Source organism: Streptomyces sp. NPDC046925, assembly GCF_040644915.1.
Lineage (GTDB): Bacteria > Actinomycetota > Actinomycetes > Streptomycetales > Streptomycetaceae > Streptomyces.
Genome location: NZ_JBEYWZ010000025.1, coordinates 1 through 24,266, shown reverse-complemented (window position 1 = coordinate 24,266; position 24,266 = coordinate 1). Strand labels below are relative to the sequence as shown.

At 71.2% G+C, this 24,266-nt stretch carries 15 protein-coding genes; 9 read left to right on the top strand and 6 right to left on the bottom strand.

Translation table 11 applies throughout. The features are described from left to right. Positions 1-36: 36 nt before the first annotated feature. The 3 genes from glgX to ABZ906_RS45350 all read left to right on the top strand — a co-directional run bounded on the left by glgX (position 37) and on the right by ABZ906_RS45350 (position 4,891). On the top strand, positions 37-2,361 hold the full coding sequence (gene glgX, locus ABZ906_RS45360) for a glycogen debranching protein GlgX (RefSeq protein ID WP_361393137.1): 2,325 nt from the start codon (positions 37-39) through the stop codon (positions 2,359-2,361). Positions 2,362-2,436: 75 nt separating this feature from the next. After that, the gene (locus ABZ906_RS45355; protein WP_361393135.1) at positions 2,437-3,423 is read left to right on the top strand and encodes a LysR family transcriptional regulator; all 987 of its coding nucleotides are present in this window, start codon (positions 2,437-2,439) and stop codon (positions 3,421-3,423) included. 97 nt (positions 3,424-3,520) lie between these two features. Beyond that, positions 3,521-4,891 carry a carbohydrate-binding protein gene (locus ABZ906_RS45350; protein WP_361393134.1) on the top strand — a complete coding sequence of 457 codons (1,371 nt, stop codon included), beginning with the start codon at positions 3,521-3,523 and terminating at the stop codon, positions 4,889-4,891. Between the two features lie 15 nt (positions 4,892-4,906). Here ABZ906_RS45350 and ABZ906_RS45345 read toward each other — a convergent pair whose 3' ends face one another. Genes ABZ906_RS45345 through ABZ906_RS45330 form a run of 4 tightly spaced genes read right to left on the bottom strand, consistent with a single transcriptional unit; the run spans position 4,907 to position 8,522 of the window. Further along, positions 4,907-5,536, bottom strand: a complete 630-nt coding sequence (locus tag ABZ906_RS45345) for a response regulator transcription factor (RefSeq protein WP_361192810.1) — start codon at positions 5,534-5,536, stop codon at positions 4,907-4,909. Further along, a complete protein-coding gene (locus tag ABZ906_RS45340; protein ID WP_361393162.1) occupies positions 5,529-6,788 on the bottom strand; it encodes a sensor histidine kinase in 1,260 nt (419 codons plus the stop codon). The genes ABZ906_RS45345 and ABZ906_RS45340 overlap by 8 nt, the downstream gene beginning before the upstream one ends. A gap of 43 nt (positions 6,789-6,831) precedes the next feature. Then, on the bottom strand, positions 6,832-7,623 hold the full coding sequence (locus ABZ906_RS45335) for an ABC transporter permease (protein ID WP_361393132.1): 792 nt from the start codon (positions 7,621-7,623) through the stop codon (positions 6,832-6,834). Continuing rightward, positions 7,620-8,522 carry an ABC transporter ATP-binding protein gene (locus tag ABZ906_RS45330; RefSeq protein ID WP_361192804.1) on the bottom strand — a complete coding sequence of 301 codons (903 nt, stop codon included), beginning with the start codon at positions 8,520-8,522 and terminating at the stop codon, positions 7,620-7,622. Before ABZ906_RS45330 ends, ABZ906_RS45335 begins: the two co-directional genes overlap by 4 nt. A gap of 207 nt (positions 8,523-8,729) precedes the next feature. Between ABZ906_RS45330 and ABZ906_RS45325 the strand changes: the two genes are divergently transcribed. The 4 genes from ABZ906_RS45325 (at position 8,730) to ABZ906_RS45310 (ending at position 17,036) form a co-directional block, all read left to right on the top strand. Next, positions 8,730-10,640: an ABC transporter ATP-binding protein gene (locus ABZ906_RS45325; RefSeq protein ID WP_361393131.1), complete on the top strand. Its 1,911-nt coding sequence runs from the start codon at positions 8,730-8,732 to the stop codon at positions 10,638-10,640. Further along, on the top strand, positions 10,637-12,631 hold the full coding sequence (locus ABZ906_RS45320) for an ABC transporter ATP-binding protein (protein WP_361393129.1): 1,995 nt from the start codon (positions 10,637-10,639) through the stop codon (positions 12,629-12,631). The genes ABZ906_RS45325 and ABZ906_RS45320 overlap by 4 nt, the downstream gene beginning before the upstream one ends. Before the next feature lie 411 nt (positions 12,632-13,042). Then, positions 13,043-15,097 (top strand): M4 family metallopeptidase, encoded by a 2,055-nt coding sequence (locus ABZ906_RS45315; RefSeq protein WP_361393127.1) that lies wholly within the window; start codon positions 13,043-13,045, stop codon positions 15,095-15,097. 304 nt (positions 15,098-15,401) lie between these two features. Next, complete coding sequence (locus ABZ906_RS45310; RefSeq protein WP_361393125.1) at positions 15,402-17,036, top strand: M4 family metallopeptidase; 1,635 nt, start codon at positions 15,402-15,404, stop codon at positions 17,034-17,036. A 70-nt stretch (positions 17,037-17,106) separates the two neighbouring features. On the opposite strand, the gene glgP is transcribed toward ABZ906_RS45310, so the two are convergent. After that, complete coding sequence (gene glgP / locus ABZ906_RS45305) at positions 17,107-19,737, bottom strand: alpha-glucan family phosphorylase (protein WP_361393123.1); 2,631 nt, start codon at positions 19,735-19,737, stop codon at positions 17,107-17,109. A 177-nt stretch (positions 19,738-19,914) separates the two neighbouring features. Next, the gene (locus ABZ906_RS45300) at positions 19,915-20,349 is read right to left on the bottom strand and encodes a nuclear transport factor 2 family protein (RefSeq protein WP_361393121.1); all 435 of its coding nucleotides are present in this window, start codon (positions 20,347-20,349) and stop codon (positions 19,915-19,917) included. 296 nt (positions 20,350-20,645) lie between these two features. Here ABZ906_RS45300 and ABZ906_RS45295 point away from each other — a divergent pair, with 296 nt between their 5' ends. Both ABZ906_RS45295 and ABZ906_RS45290 read left to right on the top strand, forming a co-directional pair. Beyond that, positions 20,646-21,860, top strand: a complete 1,215-nt coding sequence (locus ABZ906_RS45295) for a S8 family peptidase (RefSeq protein WP_361393120.1) — start codon at positions 20,646-20,648, stop codon at positions 21,858-21,860. 322 nt (positions 21,861-22,182) lie between these two features. Continuing rightward, on the top strand, positions 22,183-24,266 hold a 2,084-nt coding region (locus ABZ906_RS45290), incomplete at its 3' end, for an alpha-1,4-glucan--maltose-1-phosphate maltosyltransferase (RefSeq protein ID WP_361393118.1).

Genomic DNA, 24,266 nt, shown 5'->3' with positions numbered 1-24,266 from the left:
GGACGCGGCAGGGGTCGAGCCGCAGGAGGCGGATGGGTGTCCAGCGCAGCCGAACAGGAAGCACTCCGGGGTGGGCGGCGCGGGGCGGACGCGGCCGCCGTGAACGGTCGGGCGGCCGCCGTGAACGGGACGTCGGCGCAGGTGCGCGGCGCGCCGGGCGTACGCGCTCTGCCCGTGTGGCCGGGGGCGCCGACGCCGCTCGGCGCGCGGTTCAGAGTGGGGCCCGACGGCGTCGCGGGCACCAACTTCGCGTTGTGGGCGGGAGGTGCGGAGGCCGTCGAGCTCTGTCTGTTCGACGCCGACGCCGTCGAGACGCGCGCGCCGCTGACCGAGTTGACGCACGAGATCTGGCACGGCTTCGTGCCGGGCGTCCGTCCCGGCCAGCGTTACGGATATCGCGTGCACGGCCGCTGGGACCCGTGGACGGGCGCCCGCTGGAATCCGGCGAAGCTGCTCCTCGATCCGTACGCCCGTGCGGTGGACGGCGACTTCGCCACGTACGGCCTGCCGCCCGAGGTGTACGGACACGTGCGGGACTGGCCGCAGCAGCAGGTGGCCGACACGGTGCGCGACGACCGGGACTCGGCGGCGTACGTCCCCAAGGGTGTGGTCGTGCACGACGACGCGCCGGACGACGAGTGGGCGGACGACCGGCGCCCGAAGACGCCGTGGGCGGACTCGGTGATCTACGAGGTCCATGTGCGCGGCTTCACGAAGCTGCATCCGGGGATTCCCGAGGAGCTGCGCGGTACGTACGCGGGCCTCGCGCATCCCGCGGCGATCGACCATCTCGTACGGCTCGGTGTGACGGCGGTGGAGCTGCTTCCGGTGCACCAGTTCGCCCACGAGGACCACCTCCTCCAGAGGGGTCTGCGCAACTACTGGGGCTACAACTCGATCGGCTACTTCGCACCGCACGCGGCGTACGCGGCGTCCGGGACGAGGGGCGAGCAGGTCGGCGAGTTCAAGCGGATGGTGCGGGCGCTGCACGAGGCCGGGATCGAGGTGATCCTGGACGTGGTCTACAACCACACCGCGGAGGCGGGCGAGCTGGGCCCGACGTTCTCGCTCAAGGGCATCGACAACCGCGGTTACTACCGCCTTCAGCCCTCCGACGCGCGGCGGTACGCGGACTACACGGGCTGCGGGAACACGCTCCAGGTGGTGCAGCCGCACGTCCTTCGCCTGATCACGGACTCCTTGCGCTACTGGGTGACCGAGATGGGCGTGGACGGCTTCCGCTTCGATCTGGCGGCGGCGCTCGCGCGGTCGTTCCACGACGTCGACATGCTCTCCCCCTTCCTCGCGGTGATCGCGCAGGATCCGGTCCTGCGGCGCGTGAAGCTGATCGCCGAGCCGTGGGACGTGGGGTCCGGCGGCTATCAGGTGGGGGCCTTTCCTCCCCTCTGGACGGAGTGGAACGACCACTACCGCGACGCGGTACGGGACTTCTGGCGGGGCGCGCTGCCCGACGTACGGGATCTGGGTTACCGCCTCTCCGGGTCGAGCGACCTGTACGCGTGGGGCGGGCGGCGGCCGTACGCGTCGGTGAACTTCGTGACGGCGCACGACGGGTTCACGCTGCGGGACCTGGTGAGTTACGAGCGCAAGCACAACGAGGCCAACGGCGAGGGGAACAGGGACGGGACCAACGACAACCGGTCCTGGAACTGCGGTGTGGAGGGCGAGAGCGCCGACGAGCGGGTGACGGAGCTGCGGCGGCGGCAGCTGCGCAATCTCCTGACGACGCTGCTGCTCTCGACGGGGGTGCCGATGCTCGTCGCGGGGGACGAGATGGGGCGTACGCAGCGGGGCAGCAACAACGCGTACTGCCAGGACAACGAGGTCAGCTGGGTGGACTGGGGGCTGCTCGATGAGCCGGGGTGGCGGGCGCTGTGCGATCTGACGTCGCGTCTCATCGCGCTGCGGCACCGGCATCCCGTGCTGCGCAGGCGGGCGTTCTTCTCCGGCCGCGCTCAGTCGGCGAACGGCGACGGGCTGCGGGATCTGGCGTGGTTCACGGCGCGGGGCACGGAGATGACGGAGGGCGACTGGTACGCGCCGGCCGCGACGCTCGGCATGTATCTGTCGGGGCGCGACATACCCGGCCGTGACGCGCGGGGCGCGCCGGTCGTCGACGACAGTTTCCTGGCGATCCTGCACGCGGCGGACGGTGCGGGGAGTTTCGTGCTGCCGGGGGCGCCGTGGGCCCGGGCGTACGAGGTGGTGGTGGACACCTCCCTGGAGGAGCAGGGGGCGGCTCCGGGCACCGTGCTGCGGGCCGACTCGACGGTCACGACGGCCGCGCGCTCGGTGCTGCTGTTGCGGGTGCGGGAGGAGGCGGCAGGCGGGGGCGGCTGATACCGGCGGACAGTGGCCCGCATTGGTCCGTACCTGCCCATTGCCGCGCTCCGGGCCACGGGTCAAGCTCGGCCCATGGACCTGGAGTTGCGGCACCTGAAGACGATCCGGGCGATCGCCGACGCGGGCAGCCTGACGAAGGCGGCCACCGCGCTGGGGCTTGCGCAGCCCGCCCTGAGCGCGCAGCTGAAGCGGATCGAGCGCGCTCTCGGCGGGGAGCTTTTCGAGCGGGGGCGGCACGGGGTGCGGGCCACCGCGCTCGGGGAGTTCGTCCTGGCCCGCGCGCGTGTGGTGCTGCCCGCGGTCAGCGGGCTGCGGGAGGAGGCGCTGCGGTTCGGCCGGGAGTGGGCGGGCGGTACGGGGTTCCGGCTCGGCGCGACGCACGGGCCGCTGCTCGGGGGGCTCGTGGACCGGCTCGCCGCCGCGCAGCCGGGGGCCAGGGTGACCACCCACACCTCCTGGTCGGAGCGGGAGATCGCGTCCCGCACGGCCGACGGGCGGCTCGACTTCGCCCTGGTGGGGACGTGCGGGGCGAGTCCGCCGCCGGAGAGCGAGTCGCTCGTGTGGCGTGAGGTCGCCCGTGACCCGGTGTTCGTCATGCTGTCCACCGATCATCCGCTGGCCGCTTCCGCCGAGATCGACCTGGCCAGGCTCGCGGGCGAGGCGTGGACGGACGTGCCGGGCGACGGCTGCTTCGCGGACTGCTTCACCGCGGCGTGCGCCCGCGCGGGGTTCACGCCGTCGTCCGTGTACGAGACGGACGTGGCGTCCTGTGTCCATCTCGTCCAGGTGGGGCGGGCGGTGGGGCTGTGCAGGGCGACGTTCCCGCCGACGCCGGGCCTGGTGACGAGGCCGCTCTCCGGGACGCCGCTGTACTGGCGGCACCTGCTCGGCTGGCACCCGCAGTCCCCGGCCCGCGACACGGCCCCCACGGTCTTCGCCCAGACCCGCGCGGCCCACGCGGAGGCGGCGGCCCGCAGCAAGAGCTACACGGCTTGGCTGGCGGCACCGTCGCGGGGGCTGACCCGGGGCGCTTCTGACGGGTCTCCGCAGCTTCCATAACGTCGGGGGCGGGGGTCGGATGATGGCTGTTGGGGGGCTGTTGAGGCTTCTACGTTGTGGGCGATCCGCTTGCCCCTCGCAACCGAGGAGATGCCCCATGCCCCCCATCCATCACAGACGCGCCGCGGCCGCGTGTGCCGCGTTGGCCGCGGCGGGCGCTCTGGTGCTCGCGGGACTGCCCGGCACCGCGAACGCCCAGGCCGGTCCCGCTCATGTGCCCTCCCCCGCCGAGACCGCCGCCGTCGACAGGACTTCGCCCGAGGTCCTGAAGGCCATGCAGCGGGACCTCGGCCTCACGCCGGCGCAGGCCGAGGCCCGTCTGGTCAACGAGGCCGACGCCGGCGCCGTCGCGGGAGCCCTGCGCAACGCGGTCGGCCGTGACTTCGCGGGCGCCTGGGTGCAGGGCCGGACGTCGGAGCGGCTCACCGTGGCCACCACCGACGCCTCCGACGTGCCCGCGATCGAGGCGCGGGGCGCCCGGGCCGAGGTGGTGCGGAACTCCGTCGCGCGACTGGACGCCGCCAAGGCGCGGTTGGACCGCGCCGCGAAGAAGGCGAGTACGCGCGACGCTCCGGTCTGGTACGTCGACGTACGGTCCAACGCCGTCGTGGTGCGGGCCGTGCACTCCTCCGCGGCGAAGGCGCTGGTGTCCGCCGCGGGGGTCCCGTCCTCCCTCGTACGGATCGAGCGGACCACGGACCGGCCGCGTCCGCTGTACGACCTCGTGGGCGGCGAGGCGTACTACATGGGCGGCCGCTGCTCCATCGGCTTCCCCGTCACCAAGGGCACCCAGCAGGGCTTCGCCACGGCGGGCCACTGCGGGCGCGCGGGCACCGCGACCAGCGGCTACAACCAGGTGGCCCAGGGCACGTTCCAGGCGTCGATCTTCCCCGGCCGGGACATGGCCTGGGTCGCCGTCAACTCCCAGTGGACCGCCACCCCGTACGTGAAGGGCCAGGGCGGCCAGCGGATCGGCGTCGGGGGCTCCACGCAGTCCCCGGTGGGTGCGTCGATCTGCCGTTCCGGCTCCACTACGGGGTGGCACTGCGGCACGATCCAGCAGCACAACACCAGCGTCACGTACCCCGAGGGCACCATCAGCGGCGTGACGCGCACGACGGTCTGCGCGGAGCCCGGCGACTCGGGCGGCTCCTTCATATCCGGGAGCCAGGCGCAGGGCGTCACTTCGGGCGGGTCGGGCAACTGCTCCAGCGGCGGGACGACGTTCCACCAGCCGATCAATCCGCTGCTCCAGCAGTACGGCTTGACGCTGAAGACCACGGGTGGGGGCGACCCCGGTCCCGGCCCGGGCGAGCCGGAGCCCGGCGGCACGTGGGCTGCGGGGAAGGTCTACGCGGCTGGTGACTCCGTCACGTACGGCGGGGCGACTTACCGCTGCTTGCAGGGGCACCAGGCTCAGCCTGGCTGGGAGCCGCCCAATACGCCCGCGTTGTGGCAGCAGGCGTAGGGGCAGCGACTGCCCTCAGCTCAGAATGCCCCTGCTGTACGCCGTGGCCACCGCCGCCGCTCGGTCCTTGGCGCCCAGCTTGCCGTAGATGTGGGTGAGGTGCGTCTTGACCGTGGCCTCGCTGATGAAGAGTTCCGCGGCGATCGCACGGTTCGACGTGCCCTTGGCGACGAGCGCGAGCACCTCCCGTTCACGGGTGCTCAGCGGTTCGTTGCCGGGGGCACGCACGCGTGAGACGAGCCGGGATGCGACGGCGGGCGAGAGGACCGTGCGGCCCTGCGCCGCCGCGCGGACCGCGGTGAACAGTTCGTCGCGCGGCGCGTCCTTGAGGAGATAGCCCGTCGCGCCCGCCTCGATCGCGGGCAGCGTGTCGGAGTCCGTGTCGTACGTGGTGAGGACCAGGACCCTGGCGCGGGCGCCGCGGCGGCCCAGCTCCGCGATCGCGTCGACCCCGCCCCCGCCCGGCATGCGCAGGTCCATCAGGACGACGTCCGGGTCGAGGCGCTCCACCAGGGCGACGGCCTCGACGCCGTCGGCCGCCTCGCCGAGCACCTCGAAGCAGGGGTCGGACAGGAACATGCCGCGCAGGCCGTCCCGTACGACGGGGTGGTCGTCGACGATGAGCAGAGTGATCGGGTCAGCCATGGCGGACCAACGGTACGCGAGCCGAGAGCGCGGTGCCGTGCCCCGGTTCCGATTCGACGGTGAAGGAGCCCGCGATGCGCTCGGCGCGGGCCCGCATGCCGTCGAGCCCGAAGCCTCCGGAGCCGGTGCGCTCCACCGTGGCGAGCGGATCGAAGCCACGGCCGTCGTCGCGTACGTCCAGAGTCACCTCGTCGCCCATGAAGGACAGGGTGACGCCGAGGCGGGTCGCCCGGGCGTGCCGTGCGGTGTTGGACAGGGCCTCCTGGACGATGCGCAGGAGAGTCGCCTCGATCTCCTCGTGCAGTGGCTCGGCGGGCCCTGTGACGGTGAAGTCGGCGCGGACCCCGGTGCGTTCGGCCCACTCCGTGACCGTCTTCTTCAGCGCTTCGGGCAGCGCGTCGTGCTCAAGGGCCGTCGGGGAGAGGTTGTGCACGGAGCGGCGGGCCTCGCCCAGGCTGTGCCGGGCGAGGGCGGCGGCGCGGTCCAGGTGCTCGCGGGCCAGCTTCTCGTCGCGGGCGTTCGTGACGACCTGGAGCTGGGCGATGATGCCGGTCAGGCCCTGCGCGATGGTGTCGTGGATCTCGGCCGCGAGCCGCCGCCGCTCGTCGGCGACGCCCGCTTCCCTTGCCTGGACGAGGAGTTGGGCGTGCAGGGCGGCGTTCTCGTCCATGGCCTGCTGGAGGGCGGTGTTGGCGCGTTCCAGTTCGACGATGGTGGCGGCCGCGTCGCGGGCACGCTGGTCCTCCTGCACGGCCAGGTGGGCGAAGACGGCGAGCAGCGCGACGTTCACCGCGAGCAGACCGCCGAAGACCGCCCAGCCAAGGCCGTCCCGGGGCGGGAGCCCGCCCGACTGGGAGCCCGCCATGATGACGGCGGTGGCGAAGAGCCCGGGCTTGACCAGGCGCGGCGGCAGCAGCCGCTCGGCTCCGAAGTACCCGGCGACGGCGTAGAACGCGAAGAACGGGTTGATCCAGGTGAGGACGAAGGCGATCGCCCAGCGCAGCGCGTAGTAGAGCGTGCCCGCGGGCGAGGGCCCCGGCCGGGACCCGGCGAGGACGCCCCACCACGCCTGGACGGCGAGCGCCGCTACGACCAGCGCCCCCGACACGTACCACTCGCCGGGTCCCATGCCGACGACGCCGCTCGTGGCGACCGACATGAGGACGCCGAACCCGAGCAGGGTGTAGGGGCCCCAGCGGTAGAACGTGCCCCAGCGCTGTTCGATCATCTGCGTGGCGTCCGCCGTGCTCATGCTCACGTTCCCAGTGTCGGTCACCTGTCGCGCCGCCCGCCTGTCACTCCCACCGGAACCAGCGCGCTGCCCCCGCCGAGAGGGCCACCGCCCACACGACGAGCACGCCGAGGTGGGAGAAGGCGGGCCAGTCGCCGCCCGCCGCCTCACCCAGTGCCTGCGCGGCGGCGCCGAGCGGGGTGAGTTCCACGATGTGGGCGAGCGCGTCCGGCATCGCCTGCACCGGCAGCCAGACGCCCGCGCTGAACATCATGGGGAAGAAGACGGCGGAGCCGATCGCGGTCGCGGCCTTCGTGGTGCGCGCGAGCGCCGAGACCAGGGCGCCGAGGGCGAGCCCGCAGGCGATCGCGAGGAGCAGCGCGAGGGCGTAGCCGAAGGCCTGGCGCGGGAGAGCCACGTCGAAGACGAGGCGGCCCACGGTCAGGGAGAGCAGGGAGGAGAAGAGCGCGGCGGCTCCGTGGATGGCCATCTGCGCGCCGAGCACGGCGGAGGGGCGGACCGGCGTGGCCGACATGCGGCGCAGGATGCCGCGTTCGCGGTAGCCGGTGATCAGCGGCGGCATGGCCTGGAGGCCCGCCATGATCAGGGAGAGCAGGACCGTCACGGGGACGTACGCGTCGACGAGGCGGATGCCGCCGAGCGAGGCGTCGGTCTCCCGGAAGGAGGGGATGGAGCCGAGGATCACCAGGAGGACCGTGGGGAACACCATGATCCAGAAGAGGGCGCCGGGCTCGCGGCGGAAGATCCGCAGCTCGGCCTTGAACACGGCGGCCGAGGCCTTGCTCTTCGCGGTGTTCTTCGCGGTGGTGTGGGGTGCGGTGACGGCGGAGGTCATGCCGTGGCTCCCGTGAGGTCGAGGAAGGCGTCGTCCAGCGTGGCGTCGGAGACCCGGAGTTGGTGTGCGGTGATGTGGTGCCGGGCGAGCAGCGTGATGGCTGCGTTGACGGTCTCGTCGGTGCCGTTCAAGGTGTAGCGGCCGTCGCGGTGGTCGACGGAGGTGACCGCGGGCAGGGCCGCCAGGGCGTGCTCGTCCAGCGGTGCGGACGGCGTGAAGGACATGACGGTGGAGCTCGCGGCCCGGCTGATCAGGCCCGCCGGGGTGTCGAGGGCGGCGATCCGGCCCTTGTCGATGACCGCGATGCGGTCGCAGAGGCGCTGGGCCTCCTCCATGAAGTGGGTGACGAGCAGGACGGTGACGCCGCTGTCGCGTACGTCCTCGATGAGCTGCCAGGTGTCGCGGCGGGCGCGCGGGTCGAGCCCGGTGGTCAGCTCGTCGAGCACCACGACCCTCGGGTTGCCGATCAGTGCGAGGGCGATGAACAGGCGCTGCTTCTGGCCGCCGGAGAGCTTGCCGAAGCGGCTGTCCAGCTTGTCGGTCAGGCGCAGGCGTTCGGCGAGGGGGCGCCAGTCGGCGGGGTTCGGGTAGAACGCGGCGTACAGCTCCAGGGCCTCGCGCACGGTGAGCTTCGCCTGGAGCTCGCTCTCCTGGAGCTGGGCGCCGAGGATGCGGGTGACCTCGTCGTGGTCGGCGACGGGGTCGAGACCGGCGACGCGGACGGTGCCGGTGTCGGGCACGCGCAGGCCTTCGACGCATTCCACGGTGGTGGTCTTGCCGGCGCCGTTGGGGCCGAGGACGCCGAAGATCTCGCCCTCTTCGACGGCGAAGGAGACGCCGTCGACGACGGTCCGTCCGCCGTAGGCCTTGCGCAGGTCGTGCACTTCGATGATGGGCATGGTCCGAGCCTCGCCGGTGCACGGGGGCCGGGGCATCGCCCATCGCGCTCGAAGCGGCATCAGCCGATCGGATGATGGCGGGGTACGACTTCGCCGGTGGAGGCCGGTCCCGGCGCCGCGTGGGCCCGGTCGTAGGACCAGCGGACGAGCGGGGACGGGTCAAAACTCGGTGGGCTGTGTCAGTGGTCGTCCGTAGGCTCGCTCCTGATGCCGAAACCAGATGCACCGACCAAGGAACCTGCCGAAGGGCCCGCCGAGGGGCCTGCCCGGAAAGGGTCCGCGGCGCGGACGCTGCTCCGGCTGTGGCCGTATGTCCGTCCCGTGCGAACCCGCCTGTTCAGCGCGGCGTTTGTGGCCATCCTCGCTTCCTGTACGGGGCTTGTCTTCCCCCTCGTACTGAAGTGGATGGTGGACGGGCCGGTGGCGGACCGGGATCTCGGAGGGGTGTGGCTCGGGGCGCTGCTCCTGCTGCTCCTCGGTGTGGCGGAGGCGCTGCTCTTCGGTCTTCGGCGGTGGCTCGTGGCGCGGCCGCTCGCCTCGGTCGAGGCGGCGATGCGGGCGGATCTCTACCGCCATCTGCAGCGGCTTCCGGTGGCCTTCCACGACCGCTGGGCCTCGGGGCAGTTGCTGTCGCGCGGCACGACGGATCTGATGCTGCTGCGGATGTTCCTCGCCTTCCCGCTGACCTTCCTGATCGTGAACGGCACGACGATCGTGGTCGGCATGGCGATCCTGGTGGCGCAGGACTGGGCCCTCGGCCTCGTGCTCCTGACGCCGCTGGTTCCGCTGGTGATCGTCTGCGCGTACTACGAGGGCCGGTACATGGCCGTGGCACGGCGGGCGCAGGACCAGGTCGGCGATCTGACGACGGTCGTCGAGGAGAGCGTGCTCGGCATCCGCATCATCAAGGGCTTCGGCCGCCACCGCAGCCAGGCGCGCGCGTTCCGCGAGCTCTCGCACGAGCTGCGGGGCACGGAGCTGGCCAAGGCGCGGCTGCTCGCGGCGATCTACGCGGTGATCATGGCGCTGCCGGAGATCGCGATCGGTGCGGCGCTCGTCCTGGGGACGGTGCAGGTGGCGGACGGCGGCCTGTCCACGGGCACGCTGGTCGCTTTCCTCTCGACGGCGCTCGCGCTGCGCTGGCCGGTGGAGTCGATCGGGTTCCTGCTCGCGATGAGCCAGGAGTCGGCGACGGCCACGGAGCGGTACTTCGAGGTGATGGACGCGGAGCCGGAGTCCTCCTCTGATGCTTCCGGTGCTTCCGGTGCTTCCGGTACCTCCGGTGCTCCCGGTGCCTCTGGAGATGAGCCTTCCGGCGCTTCCGGCCTGCGCTTCCACGGGGTGGAGTTCCGCTACCCGGACGCGCCCGCCGACGCCCCGCCCGCGCTCGACCGGATCGACCTGCACGTCCGCCACGGCGAGACGCTCGCCCTCGTCGGCGCGACGGGCAGCGGCAAGACGACGCTGACGGCGCTCGTGCCCCGGCTGCACGAGGTGACCGGGGGCCGCATCACGCTGGACGGCGAGGACATCGCCCGGATGGAACGCGAGCGGCTGCGCACGCTGGTGGCCGTCGCCTTCGAGGAGCCGACGCTGTTCTCCGCGTCGGTGGGCGAGAACGTCCTGATGGGGGCCGGGGAGGGCGCGGGCGAGGCCGAGTTGGGGCGCGCCCTCGACGTCGCCCAGGCCGACTTCGCGCACGCGCTGCCGCAGGGCACCGCCACGCAGGTCGGCGAGCAGGGCCTGAGCCTCTCCGGCGGGCAGCGCCAGCGCCTCGCCCTGGCCCGCGCGGTGGTCGGCCGCCCGCGCTTCCTGGTCCTCGACGACCCGCTCTCGGCGCTCGACGTCCACACGGAGGCCCTGGTGGAGGCGGCCCTGCGCCGCGTCCTGCGGGACACGACGGCCCTGGTGGTGGCCCACCGCCCCTCCACGGTCCTCCTCGCGGACCGGGTGGCGCTGCTCTCCGACGGCCGGATCACCGCGGTGGGCACGCACCAGGAACTGCTGCGGGAGAACGCGGAGTACGCGTGGCTGATGTCGGGGACGGCGGGCTCCGGGTTTGCGGATGTACAGACTGAGGCGGGCTTCGTGTCCGCGGAGGGGAAGGACCTGCGATGAGCGCGTCCACACCGGCATCACGGACCACCGGGCCGGACGAGGAGGGCTCCCCCGCGCAGGATGCCGGCCGCCCCGCAGCGCCCTCCGATGCGGATGTCACCTCCGGCAAGGAATCGGGGCCCGAAACTCACGGCAAGGAGTCGGTGTCCGAACCCCCCGGCAAGGCGTCGGTGCCCGAACCCGCCGCCCCCGCCGACGACTTCGACCAGGACACCCTTCCCGCGCCCTCCGGCGCCACGTCCGCCCTGCTGCGGTCGCTGCTCTCGCCGCTGCGGAGGCGGGTCGTCGTCGCGACGGTGCTGCTGCTCCTGCAGCAGGCCGCCGTGCAGGGCGGGCCGTTGCTCGTTGCGTATGCCATCGACAGTGGTGTGCCCGCCGTCCGGGGCGGTGACTACGGACCGCTCGTGGCCGTCGGCATCGGCTATCTGCTCTGCGCGGCCGCGTCCGGCGGATTCCAGTACGCGTTCATCGTGGCCTCCGCCCGCGTCAACCAGGACGTACTGCTCGATCTGCGCGGCCGCATCTTCCGGCACGCGCAGGCCCTCAGCGTGGACTTCCACGAGCGGTACACATCGGGGCGGCTCATCTCCCGGTCCACCACCGACGTGGAGTCCCTGCGGGAACTGCTCAGCGAGGGGCTTCAGGAGCTGATCACGGTCATCCTGTCCTTCGTCTACATCTCGGTGATGCTGCTCTGGCTCGACCTGAGCCTCGGCGCCGTGGCCGTCGCGTCGTTCGTGCCGCTCTACCTCCTCGTGCGCCGCTACCAGCGCCGCGCAGGCCCCCTCTTCGGCAAGCGGTCCACCGCGATCGCCTCCGTCATCGTGAAGTTCGCCGAGACGATGAACGGCATCCGCCCCGTCCGCGCGTTCCGCCGCGAGCGGGCGAACGAGGAGGAGTTCGGCAAGCTCAACCGCCATCACGAGCGGGCCAACGGCGACGCCATGCTGGAGATGGCCCGTTACGTGGTCGGCTCGCGGCTCGTCGCCAACACGGCCGTCGCCGGCATCGTCCTGTGGGGCGCCTACCGCGTCACCGAGGACACCCTCGCCCTCGGCGTCCTCGCCGCGGCCGTGCTGTATCTGCGGCGCCTGTACGACCCGATCGACCGGCTCGGGATGTTCCTGAACTCCTACCAGTCCGCCGCCGCGTCCCTGGAGAAGGTCGCCGGGCTGCTCGCCCAGACCCCCTCCGTGCCCGAGCCGCACCCCGACCGCACCAGGCCGCTGCCCGCCCTCGCCTCCGAACACCCCGGCCGCGAGGTCGACTTCGACGGCGTGCGGTTCGCCTACCGGACCGGCGGCGAGGTCCTGCCCCGCTTCGACCTGACGCTGCCCGCCGGGCAGACCGTCGCCGTGGTCGGCTCCACCGGCGCCGGCAAGTCCACGCTCGCCAAGCTCCTCGCCCGCTTCTACGACCCGACGGAGGGCAGGGTCCTGCTCGACGGCGTCGACCTGCGGGATCTCGCCAACGCCGAGCTCCGGCGCGGGGTCGTCATGGTGACCCAGGAGGCCTTCCTCTTCTCCGGGACCGTCGCCGAGAACATCGCCATCGGCCGCCCGGACGCCACCCGCGAGGACGTCGAGCAGGCGGCGAAAGCCATCGGCGCGCACGACTTCATCGCGTCCCTGCCGGACGGCTACGACACCGACGTACGCAAGAGGGGCGGCCGTATCTCCGCAGGCCAGCGCCAGCTCGTCGCGTTCGCGCGGGCGCTGCTCGCCGATCCGGCGGTGCTGATCCTCGACGAGGCGACCAGCTCGCTCGACATCCCCGGCGAGCGGGCCGTGCAGCGCGCCATGCACACGGTCCTGCGCGGCCGGACCGCGGTCGTGATCGCCCACCGGCTCTCCACGGTGGAGATCGCCGACCGGGTGCTCGTGATGGAGCACGGCCGCGTCGTGGAGGACGGCACTCCGGCCGAACTCATCGCGGGCAGCGGCTCGTTCGCGGATCTGCACCGCGCGTGGCGCGACAGCGTGGTGGGCTAAGCGCGCCCTCGCCACGTCCTTGCCGCGCCCTCGCCGCACTCTCGCCGCGTCCGCCCGTCCGCGCCCGCCCTCGCCCGCTCAAGGAAAGGGGCCGGAATCAGCCACACCGCCCCGCGTGCCCGGTGAGGGGCTCCCGTCGAACAATCGGGAGCCCCTGACCTTGAGCGACCCCTCCGTATATCGAACGTGAGCGACCGGGCAGCGGACCATTTCCGGCCAACTCTTGACGCACTCCTGACAAACAGAGCGCGCCGGTGCCACTCTTCCCCTCGATTCCCGGCACCACCGTGTTGCACCAGTGCTCCACCGTGTTCCCAGCTCCACGTTCTGCCTTGTTCTGCCCGGACGGCACGACCGCGCCGCCCGGTCCCCCTGGCCGCGCACCCCGCGGCCACGCAGAAGGAGTCCGTGTTGAGAAGCACCTCTCACAGACCTGCCTCCCACAGACGCGCCACCGCAGCGGGCGCCCTGACCGCAGTCGCCGCCCTTGTCGCGGTGGCCTTCCAGACGGGCCCGGCATCCGCCGACGACCCCGCGATATCCCGGGCCAAGGCCTCGGCCTCGGCCAAAATAGGCAAGGCCGACCCCGGCTCCCTGCCCGTGAAGCTCTCTCCCGCCCAGCGTGCGGCGCTCCTCGAGGACGCCAACGCCACGAAGGCGGACACGGCCAAGGACCTGGGGCTCGGCGCCAAGGAGAAGCTCGTCGTACGTGACGTCACCAAGGACGCCGACGGCACGACGCACACCCGCTACGAGCGCACCTACGACGGCATGCCCGTCCTGGGCGGCGACCTGGTGGTCGACGAGGCGAAGTCCGGCAAGACCGAGGGCGTCACCAAGGCCGCGAAGGCCCAGCTCAAGGGCGTCGACACCGCTGCCGACGTGAAGGCCGCGACCGCCGAGAAGCAGGCGCTCGGCGCGGCGAAGGCCGAGGGCTCGAAGAAGACCGACGCGGACCGCGCGCCGCGCAAGGTCGTCTGGATGGCCAAGGGCGAGCCGACGCTCGCGTACGAGACGGTGGTCGGCGGGCTTCAGCACGACGGCACGCCGAACGAGCTGCACGTCATCACGGACGCGGCCACCGGCAAGAAGCTCTTCCAGTGGCAGGGCGTCGAGAACGGCACGGGCAACACGCAGTACAGCGGTCAGGTCACCGTGGGCAGTGCTCAGTCGGGGTCGAACTACACCCTGACCGACACCGGTCGCGGCAGCCACAAGACGTACAACCTCAACCGCGGCACGTCGGGCACCGGCACGCTCTTCTCGGGCCCGGACGACGTGTGGGGCAACGGCCAGGCGTCCAACGCGGAGACCGCGGGCGCGGACGCCGCCTACGGCGCCCAGCTCACGTGGGACTACTACAAGAACGTGCACGGCCGCTCCGGCATCCGGGGTGACGGCGTCGGCGCGTACTCGCGGGTCCACTACGGCAACAACTACGTCAACGCGTTCTGGCAGGACTCCTGCTTCTGCATGACGTACGGCGACGGCACCGGCAACTCCAAGCCGCTGACGTCGATCGACGTGGCGGCCCACGAGATGACGCACGGCGTCACCGCGGCCACCGGCAACATGACGTACAGCGGCGAGTCCGGCGGCCTGAACGAGGCGACGTCCGACATCTTCGCGGCGGCCGTGGAGTTCCACGCCAACAACGCGCAGGACAAGGGCGACTACCTCGTCGGCGAGAAGATCGACATCAACGGCGACGGCACCCCGCTGCGCTACATGGACAAGCCCAGCAAGGACGGCGCGTCCAAGGACTCCTGGTACTCGGGCATCGGCAACGTCGACGTGCACTACTCGTCCGGCGTCGCCAACCACTTCTATTACCTCCTGAGCGAGGGCAGCGGCGCCAAGGTGATCAACGGCGTCTCGTACGACTCGCCCACCTCGGACGGTCTGCCTGTGGCCGGAATTGGTCGTGACAAGGCGTCGCTCATCTGGTTCAAGGCGCTGACGACGAAGTTCACCACGACCACCAACTACGCGGCGGCCCGCACCGGGACCCTCGCGGTGGCCGGCGAGCTGTACGGCACCACCAGCGCCGAGTACAAGGCGGTGGGCGATGCCTGGGCCGCGGTCAACGTCGGCACGCGCGGCGGCCCCGGCGGCGGCACCGACTTCGAGAACACGACCGATGTCGCCATCCCGGACCGGGGCGCGGCCGTCACCTCGTCGATCAACGTCACCGGCCGCACGGGCAACGCGCCCGCCGCGCTGAAGGTCGGCGTCGACATCGTCCACACCTGGCGCGGTGACCTGGTCATCGACCTGGTGGCCCCGGACGGGTCGACGTACCGCCTGAAGAACTCCAGTGCGGGCGACTCGGCGGACAACGTCGTGGAGACCTACACGGTCAACGCCTCGTCCGAGGTGGCCAACGGCACCTGGAAGCTGAAGGTCCAGGACGTGGCCGCGCAGGATACCGGCCGCATCAACAGCTGGAAGCTCACCTTCCCGTAAACCGGTAGATACAGACAAAGCCGGTAGGTCAACGCACCGACTTGCGCCGCTCCGGGTGGATCAACTCCCCGGAGCGGCGCAGCCATGTGCGGGACAGGCGCGTAACACGCCGTTCGCATTGCGTACATGGACCATCGCTCAACGGACGATTTCCGGCCAACCTGCGGCCAGGTACCTGACATGCACCTGGCTCAACTGACACTCTTCCCTCGCACGACACAACAGAACATCTGTACACCGCACCGCATCTTTCAGCCCGGACAGCTCCCCAACGCCGCCCGGGCCCCCCACAGAAGGAGCATGCGTGACCCCCCACATATCCCGGAAGCGCTCGACGCTGGCCATCGCCACCGCTGTTGCCGCCGGAGCACTGCTCGCCGGCACTCTGGCCACCGGAGCCTCCGCGCAGCCCGACCAGGCAGCGGCGCCCGCCGGATCGCAGATCGCACTCTCCTCCACCGCCCGCGCCGGCCTGCTCCAGGACGCGAACGCGGAGAAGGCTGCCACCGCCGAGAAGATCGGCCTCGGCGCGAAGGAAAAGCTCGTCGTCCGCGATGTCGTCAAGGACCGTGACGGCACCACGCACACCCGCTACGAGCGCACCTACGACGGTCTTCCCGTCCTCGGCGGCGACCTCGTCGTCCACGCCGCCAAGAGCGGCAAGGTCAAGAGCGTGACCAAGGCGGCCAAGGCCACCATCAAGGTCGCCTCCACCTCCGCGAAGGTCGGCGCCAAGTCGGCGGCGAAGTCCGCCGAGTCGACCGCCGCGAAGTCCGGCGACACCAAGAAGGCCGACGCGCAGGCCCCGCGCAAGGTCATCTGGGCCGCGTCCGGCAAGCCGGTCCTCGCCCACGAGACCGTCGTCACCGGCGTCCAGAAGGACGGCACGCCCAGCAAGCTGCACGTCATCACCGACGCGGCCACGGGCAAGAAGCTCTACCAGTACCAGGCCATCGAGAACGGCGCCGGCCACAGCCAGTACAGCGGCGACGTCGAGATCGGCTCCAAGAAGGGCTCGAACGGCTTCGACCTGACCGACGACTCGCGCGGCGGCCACTCGACGTTCAACCTCGACCACGCCCAGAGCGGCGAGGGCAAGCTCGTCACGGACGACGACGACACGTGGGGCACCGGCAAGGCCGACGACCCGCAGACCGCCGCCGTCGACGCCGCCTACGGAGCCCAGTTGACCTGGGACTACTACAAGACCGTGCACGGTCGCGAGGGCATCAAGGGCGACGGCAAGGGCGCGACATCGCGCGTCCACTACGGCAACTCGTACGTCAACGCCTTCTGGGACGACAGCTGCTTCTGCATGACGTACGGCGACGGCGAGGGCGACAAGGCGCCCCTGACGTCGATCGACGTGGCGGCCCACGAGATGTCGCACGGCGTCACCGCGGCCACCGCCAACCTGGAGTACAGCGGCGAGTCGGGCGGCCTGAACGAGGCCACCTCCGACATCTTCGGCGCCTCCGTCGAGTTCAACGCCAAGAACAAGGAAGACGTCGGCGACTACCTCATCGGCGAAGAGATCGACATCAACGGCGACGGATCGCCGCTGCGCTACATGGACAAGCCCTCCAAGGACGGCCAGTCCCTGGACAACTGGAGCGCGGACGCGGGCAACGTCGACGTGCACTACTCCTCGGGCATCGCCAACCACTTCTTCTACCTGCTGTCCGAGGGCAGCGGCGCGAAGGAGATCAACGGCGTCAAGTACGACTCCCCGACCGCCGACGGCTCCAAGGTCGAGGGCATCGGGCGCGACAAGGCCGAGAAGATCTGGTTCAAGGCCCTGACGTCGTACTTCACGACGACGACGGACTACAAGGCGGCCCGTGAGGGCACCTTGAAGGCCGCGACGGACCTGTACGGCGCGGACTCCGCCGAGGCCAAGGGCGTCGCCGCGGCCTGGACCGGCGTCAACGTCAAGTAGTACATCCCAGAACGCCGGGCGAGCCGAGGTCCTTCGGCCCGCCCGGCGTTCTGGTGTCCGGGTATCCGCCCTACCGCAGCAGCACCCCCGCGGCCTCACCCGTCCCCTCGGACGGCACCGCCACCAGGCCCAGTTCCGCGCCGCTGGCCAGCAGACGGTGCGCGGGCAGAATCCGCACCGTGTAGCCGAAAGGCCCCGTCCGGTCCAGGGCGAGAGGGCCCTCGTAGAGGCGGCGGCCTTCCGCGTCGGGGCCGCCCACGGCCTTCAGCGGCAGCGGCTTCGCGTCGGCGATGACGTCCTCGGGGTCCACGCGGCCCGCGATCGTCTGCACCTCCACGTCGTCCGGGGTCAGCTCGCCGAGCCGCACGCGCACCCGCAACGAGAGCGTGGCGCCGAGTTCCGCGGTGGCGCCGGTCGCCGACGCCTCGACATGGTCGACCGCCACCTGCGGCCAGGCATCACGCACCCGCGTCTTCCACGAGGCCAGCTCCACGGCGGCGTCCGCGCCCAGCGTGCGGTGCGCCCGCGCGGCGGGCACGTACAGCTCCTCCACGTAGTCACGCACCATCCGCCCCGCGAGCACCTTGGGCCCGAGCCGGGTCAGTGTCCGCCGGACCATCTCGATCCACCGGTCGGGCAGTCCTCCCGGCCCCTGCTCGTAGAAGCGGGGCGTGATCCTGCGTTCGAGCAGGTCGTACAGGGCCGCGGCTTCGAGGTCGTCCCTGCGGTCGTCGTCCGTGGCCTCCCCGTCCGCCGTGGGAATCGCCCACCCGAAGTCCGGCTCGAACCACTCGTCCCACCAGCCGTCGAGGACCGAGAGATTGAGGCAGCCGTTCAACGCGGCCTTCATCCCGCTCGTCCCGCAGGCCTCGAGCGGACGGAGGGGGTTGTTCAGCCAGACGTCGCAACCGGGATAGAGCTTCTGCGCCATCGCCATGCCGTAGTCCGGCAGGAACACGATGCGGCCCCGCACCCGCGGATCGTCCGTGAAGCGCACGAGCTCCTGGATGAGCCGCTTACCCCCGTCGTCCGCCGGATGGGCCTTTCCGGCCACGACGATCTGGATCGGCCGCTCCTCGTGCGTAAGGAGCTCCATCAGACGGTCCCTGTCCCGCAGCATCAGCGTCAGACGCTTGTACGAGGGAACGCGGCGCGCGAAGCCGATCGTCAGGACGTCAGGGTGGAGCACGTCCTCGATCCACCCCAACTCGGCGCTTGCTGCGCCCCGTTGGCGCCACGACGCGTACAGCCGCTGCCTGACCTCCGTGACCAGCTGACCGCGCAGTTCACGCCGCAGCTCCCAGATGTCGGCGTCCTGGATCTCGGCGACCGCGTCCCACCGCTCCGAGCCGCCCACGGACAGCGCGTCCTCGGTCCGCTGGGCGCCGATCTGGCGGGCGCCGAGGCGGAACACCTCCGGGGCCACCCAGGTCGGGGCGTGCACGCCGTTCGTGACGGAGGAGATCGGCACCTCCTCGGCGTCGAATCCCGGCCACAGGCCCGCGAACATCTCGCGGCTCACCTTGCCGTGCAGGGTGGAGACGCCGTTGGCACAGCGCCCGAGCCGCAGGCCCATCACCGCCATGTTGAAGCGGTTGGGCTCGCCGCCGGGGTAGGTCTCCATGCCGAGGCGCAGTATGCGTTCGACGTCGATGCGGGGCAGTTCGGCGTGCGGTCCGAAGTGCCGGGCGACCAGCTCGCGGTCGAAGCGGTCGATTCCGGCGGGTACGGGGGTATGGGTGGTGAAGACGGTTCCGGCCCGTACCGCTTCGAGTGCCGCGTCGAAGTCAAGGCCCTGACCGGCGAGTTCGTGGATGCGCTCCAGGCCGAGGAAGCCCGCGTGGCCTTCGTTCGTGTGGAAGACCTCGGGCTCGGGGTGCCCGGTCAGCCGGCAGTACGTCCTTATGGCGCGGATGCCGCCGATGCCGAGCAGCATCTCCTGGAGCAGCCGGTGTTCGCTGCCGCCGCCGTAGAGCCGGTCGGTCACCTCGGCGGCACCGGTGTCGTTCTCCTCGACGTCCGAGTCGAGCATGAGCAGCGGCACGCGTCCGACCGTGGCCTGCCAGACGTGCGCGCGCAGGGAGCGGCCGCCGGGCAGCGCGATCTCGACCAGGCTGGGGGTGCCGTCCGCCTCGCGCAGGAGGGAGAGGGGCAGCTCGTTCGGGTCGAGTACGGGGTAGGTCTCCTGCTGCCAGCCGTCGCGGGAGAGCGACTGGTGGAAGTAGCCGTGCCGGTAGAGCAGGCCGACCCCGATGAGCGGCAGCCCGAGGTCGCTCGCCGCTTTCAGGTGGTCGCCGGCGAGGATGCCGAGCCCGCCCGAGTACTGCGGCAGGGCGTCGGTGATGCCGAACTCCGGCGAGAAGTAGGCGACGGCGCTGGGTAGTTCGCTGCCGCGCTCGGCCGACTGTTCCTGATACCAGCGGGCCCCGGTGACGTACTCCCGGAGTCCGTCCGCGGCCTCGGCGAGGCGGTGCAGGAAGACGTCGTCCGCGGCGAGCTGGGCAAGGCGCGCGGGCGGCACGCTGCCGAGCAGCCGCACGGGGTCGCCGCCCGAAGCGGCCCACTGGCCGGGGTCGACGGACTTGAACAGTTCACGGGTGCCGGTGTGCCAGGACCAGCGCAGGTTGCGGGCTAGCTCCGAGAGCGGGGCGAGTGGGTCGGGCAGGGCGGGTCGTACGGTGAATCGACGGATGGCCTTCATCACGGTGCACCTCTGACAGGGTGTCTGACGGGGCGTATGACGGGGGCGTTCGTAGGTCTCGTATCGACGTGTCGCCCCGACGTTAGCGTTGCACCGCCCCTGTCACCACGGCGCACAGGGCGCACGTTCCGGGTCAGGGGTAACGTGACCCGCTGGTACGGGAGTTGACAGGGATCCCTATGGGGTGGTCGCCGCGACGATCGCCGCCGTGTCCCAGTAGAACGGCCGCACCTGCGAGATCCGTCCGTCCCGCACCGTGATGGTCTGGAGGATCGGAAAGGCGAGTTCACGCCCTGTGGCACGGGCCCGCGCGCGGACATGGGTGTGGACCACCGCCGTCCGGCCCGTGGCCAGGAACTCCTGCTTCCCGATCTCGAAGGTCTCCCAGGTCTCGCTCATGGCGAGGAAGAACCGGGTCAACCCGTCGTGACCGCGCCAGGTGCCGCCGTACGGCAGGGCCCGCGCCTGGTGCAGCACGACGTCGGGGGCGAAACAGGGGGCGAGCAGGTCGAACGTGGCCCTGCCGGGGCCGCCCGCCGCGAGGTAGCGGGACTCCGCCTCGTACATGGCGGTGAGGACGGCCGTCGTGTCCGGCGCGGCTTGGGAAGTCATGCCGTCAGCGTCCCGGATCCGGCGGTCCGCGTCCGGCGGGAAACGGACGCCGACCTGCGACGGTCACGGGGTGGCCGCGCAACCGGCGGAGGAATCCCGAACCCGTCCGAAAATCGGCGCAACCCTCACAGCACCCGCACCGGCGGTATGGCCGATTCCCCCACGTCGTGTGGTCTTGTAGGCCCTCACGCCGCACGAGAGGCTGCCAAGTGGCGCTCGTGGAGGACACGGGGATTCCGGCACGTATCGGTCCAACTCCACGGGCGACACATCAAGTTGGGGAGGGAAAACAGCGTATGACTCTGTCGCGAACGAAGCGTCTGCGGTGGGCCGGAGCCGTCACCGCCGCCACCACGGCCGTGGTTCTTTCGGCCATCACGCTGCCCGCACACGCCGCTCCCGCCGACGCCCCGCTGGGCGAGATACTCGGCGCCGGGGAACCCGGTTCCGTCAGCGGGAGTTACATCGTCACGCTCAAGGGCGGGACGCAGGCCCCGTCGGACGCGGGCCAGGACGTCGCATCGAAGTACGGGGCGAAAATACGCCACACCTACAGCACCGCACTCAACGGCTATGCGGTGAGAGTGGGTTCGGACCAGGCGAAGAAGCTCGCGGGTGACTCGCGGGTCGCCTCCGTCGTCCAGGACAGCACCGTGTCCCTGGACCACACCCAGAAGAGTCCGCCTTCCTGGGGCCTTGACCGCATCGACCAGAAGAATCTGCCGCTGGACAAGTCCTACACCTGGCCAAAGACGGCGGGGAAGGGCGTGACCGCGTACGTCATCGATACCGGAGTCCGCACCACTCACGAGGACTTCGGCGGCCGGGCGAGCAGCGGCTGGGACTTCATCGACAACGACGCCACGGCGCAGGACGGCAACGGCCACGGCACGCATGTGTCCGCGACCGTGGCGGGCAAGAGCCACGGCGTCGCCAAGGGGGCGAAGGTCGTGGGCGTGCGGGTGCTCGACGACGCGGGGTCGGGGACGACCGCCCAGGTCATCGCGGGCATCGACTGGGTGACCAAGAACGCCGAGAAGCCCGCGGTCGCCAACCTCAGCCTCGGCGGCACGGCCAACGCCCAACTGGACGCCGCCGTGCGCAACTCGATCGCCTCCGGCGTCACCTACACGGTCGCCGCGGGCAACGACGGGCTCCCGGCGGTCCTGTTCTCACCGGCCCGCGTGAAGGAGGCCGTCACGGTCGGCGCGACCGACGTGAAGGACGCCAAGGCGAGCTTCTCCAACTGGGGCGGCAGCCTGGACCTGTTCGCGCCGGGCGTCGACATCACCTCCGCGTGGAACACGAACGACGCCGCCACGGACACCATCTCGGGCACGTCGATGGCCTCGCCGCACGCGGCGGGCGCGGCGGCGCTCTACCTCGCCGACCACCCCTCGGCGACTCCGGCCGAAGTGAGCAAGGCACTGGCGGGGCAGGCAGCCACGGGCAAGGTGACCGGCGCCGGACTCGGCTCACCGAACAAGTTGCTGCAGGTCAACAACCCATAGGGCGCGACGCCGCCACGACGCGTCACACGACCGGCCCCGCCGCACACGGCGGGGCCGGTTCTCTGTGCGTGGCGGCGGCCTTGCTTCACGGGCCGCGGCGTCGCACCCTCGGATACGACGCGGCCTTGTATGGGGCCTTACGCACCAGTAGTTAACAAAGCGCCGGATTGCCCACCCGAAATTGGTGGGAAGGCTCCCCCGGAACGCAATCGGCTCAGTACGGTCAGTCACGGCTCGGTACGGCCAACAAGCGCGGTACAGCAGCAGAACCCCTCCACACCCCCGTATCCGCCCCACTCATGTAACGCGGACAGGAGCGGTCATGCCCTCAACTCGCCCGTCGGCTTCGCCCTCGGGAAAGCCCTCCACAAGGGTGCCCACCTCACCGGCACCACAGCACGACCCGCACCACCGGCAACAACCGCACGACGCGCACGATCCGCAGGACACCCAGGACCCGCCTCCACGAACGCCCCGGCCGGAACCTGTCACCGGCCGCATACCCGTCCTCGACGTGGCACCCCTCGTCCACGGCGGGCGAAGGCCCGCCAAAGCCGTGGTGGGCGAGACCTTCCAGGTCACGGCCACCGTCTTCCGCGAAGGCCACGAGGCGGTCGCCGCCAATGTCGTCCTGCGCGACCCGCGGGGCCGCCCCGGACCATGGACGCCGATGCGTGAACTCGCCCCCGGCACGGACCGGTGGGGCGCGGACGTCACCGCGGACGCCGAGGGGGACTGGACGTACTCCATCGAGGCGTGGGGCGATCCCGTCACCCAGTGGCGGCACCACGCGCACATCAAGATCCCGGCGGGCATCGACACCGAACTCGTCCTGGAGGAAGGCGCCCGCCTGCACGAACGCGCGGCCGCCGACGCCCCGGTGAGCAAGGGCCGCCGCGCCACACTCCGCCGCGCCGCCGAGGCCCTGCGCGACACGGACCGCCCCGTCGCGGCCCGCCTCGCCGCCGCGCTCACACCGGAGGTGGACGCGGTACTCGCCGAACACCCCCTGCGCGAACTCGTCACGGACTCACCGCGGTTGCCGCTTCTCGTGGAGCGTCCGCGGGCGTTGTTCGGGTCGTGGTACGAGTTCTTCCCGCGTTCGGAGGGCGCGATCGTCGAGGAGGGCCGGCCGCCACGCTCCGGCACCCTGCGCACCGCCTCCGAGCGGCTCCCGGCGATCGCCGCGATGGGCTTCGACGTGGTCTACCTGCCGCCGATCCACCCCATCGGCAGCACTTTCCGCAAGGGTCCGAACAACTCCCTGTCCCCCGGCCCGCACGACGTGGGGGTGCCCTGGGCGATCGGCTCCCCCGAGGGCGGCCACGACGCGATCCACCCGGACCTGGGCACCCTGGAGGACTTCGACGCCTTCGTGCACCGCGCCACCGGCCTGGGCCTGGAGATCGCCCTGGACTTCGCCCTGCAGTGCTCCCCCGACCACCCCTGGGTGGACAAGCACCCCGAGTGGTTCGCCCACCGCGCCGACGGCTCCATCGCCTACGCGGAGAACCCGCCCAAGAAGTACCAGGACATCTACCCGCTGGCCTTCGACCGCGACATGCCGGGCCTGGTCGCCGAGACCCTGCGCCTGCTGCGGTTCTGGATGGGCCACGGCGTGCGCATCTTCCGCGTCGACAACCCGCACACCAAACCCGTCGTCTTCTGGGAGCAGGTCCTGGGCGACATCAACCGCACCGACCCCGACGTCATCTTCCTGGCCGAGGCCTTCACCCGCCCCGCCATGATGCGCACCCTGGCCGCGATCGGCTTCCAGCAGTCCTACACCTACTTCACCTGGCGCAACGACAAGAGTGAACTGACGGACTACTCGCGTGAGTTGGCGGGCGAGACCGCCCACTATCTTCGGCCGAACTTCTTCGTGAACACGCCGGACATCCTGCACGCCTACCTCCAGAACGGCGGACGTCCGGCCTTCGAGGCGCGCGCCGTGCTCGCCGCGACCCTCTCGCCGACCTGGGGCGTCTACAGCGGATACGAACTGTGCGAGAACGCCCCGGCGCGGTCCGGCAGCGAGGAGTATCTGAACTCGGAGAAGTATCAACTGCGGCCGCGTGACTGGGAGTCGGCGCAGCGCACGGGCTCCACCATCGCGCCCCTCATCACCACGCTCAACCGCGTACGGCGCGCGAGCCCCGCCCTGCGGCAACTGCGTGACCTGCACTTCCACACCACCGATCAGGATGCGGTGATCGCCTACTCGAAAACGGCCCGGGACAAGGACGGATCGAACACGGTTCTGGTGGTCGTGAACCTCGACGCCCACCACACCCGGGAAGCGACGGTGTCGTTGGACATGCCGGCGCTCGGCCTGGACTGGCATGCGAGCGTGCCGGTGCGCGACGAGCTCACCGGCCACACCTACCACTGGGGCAGGACCAACTA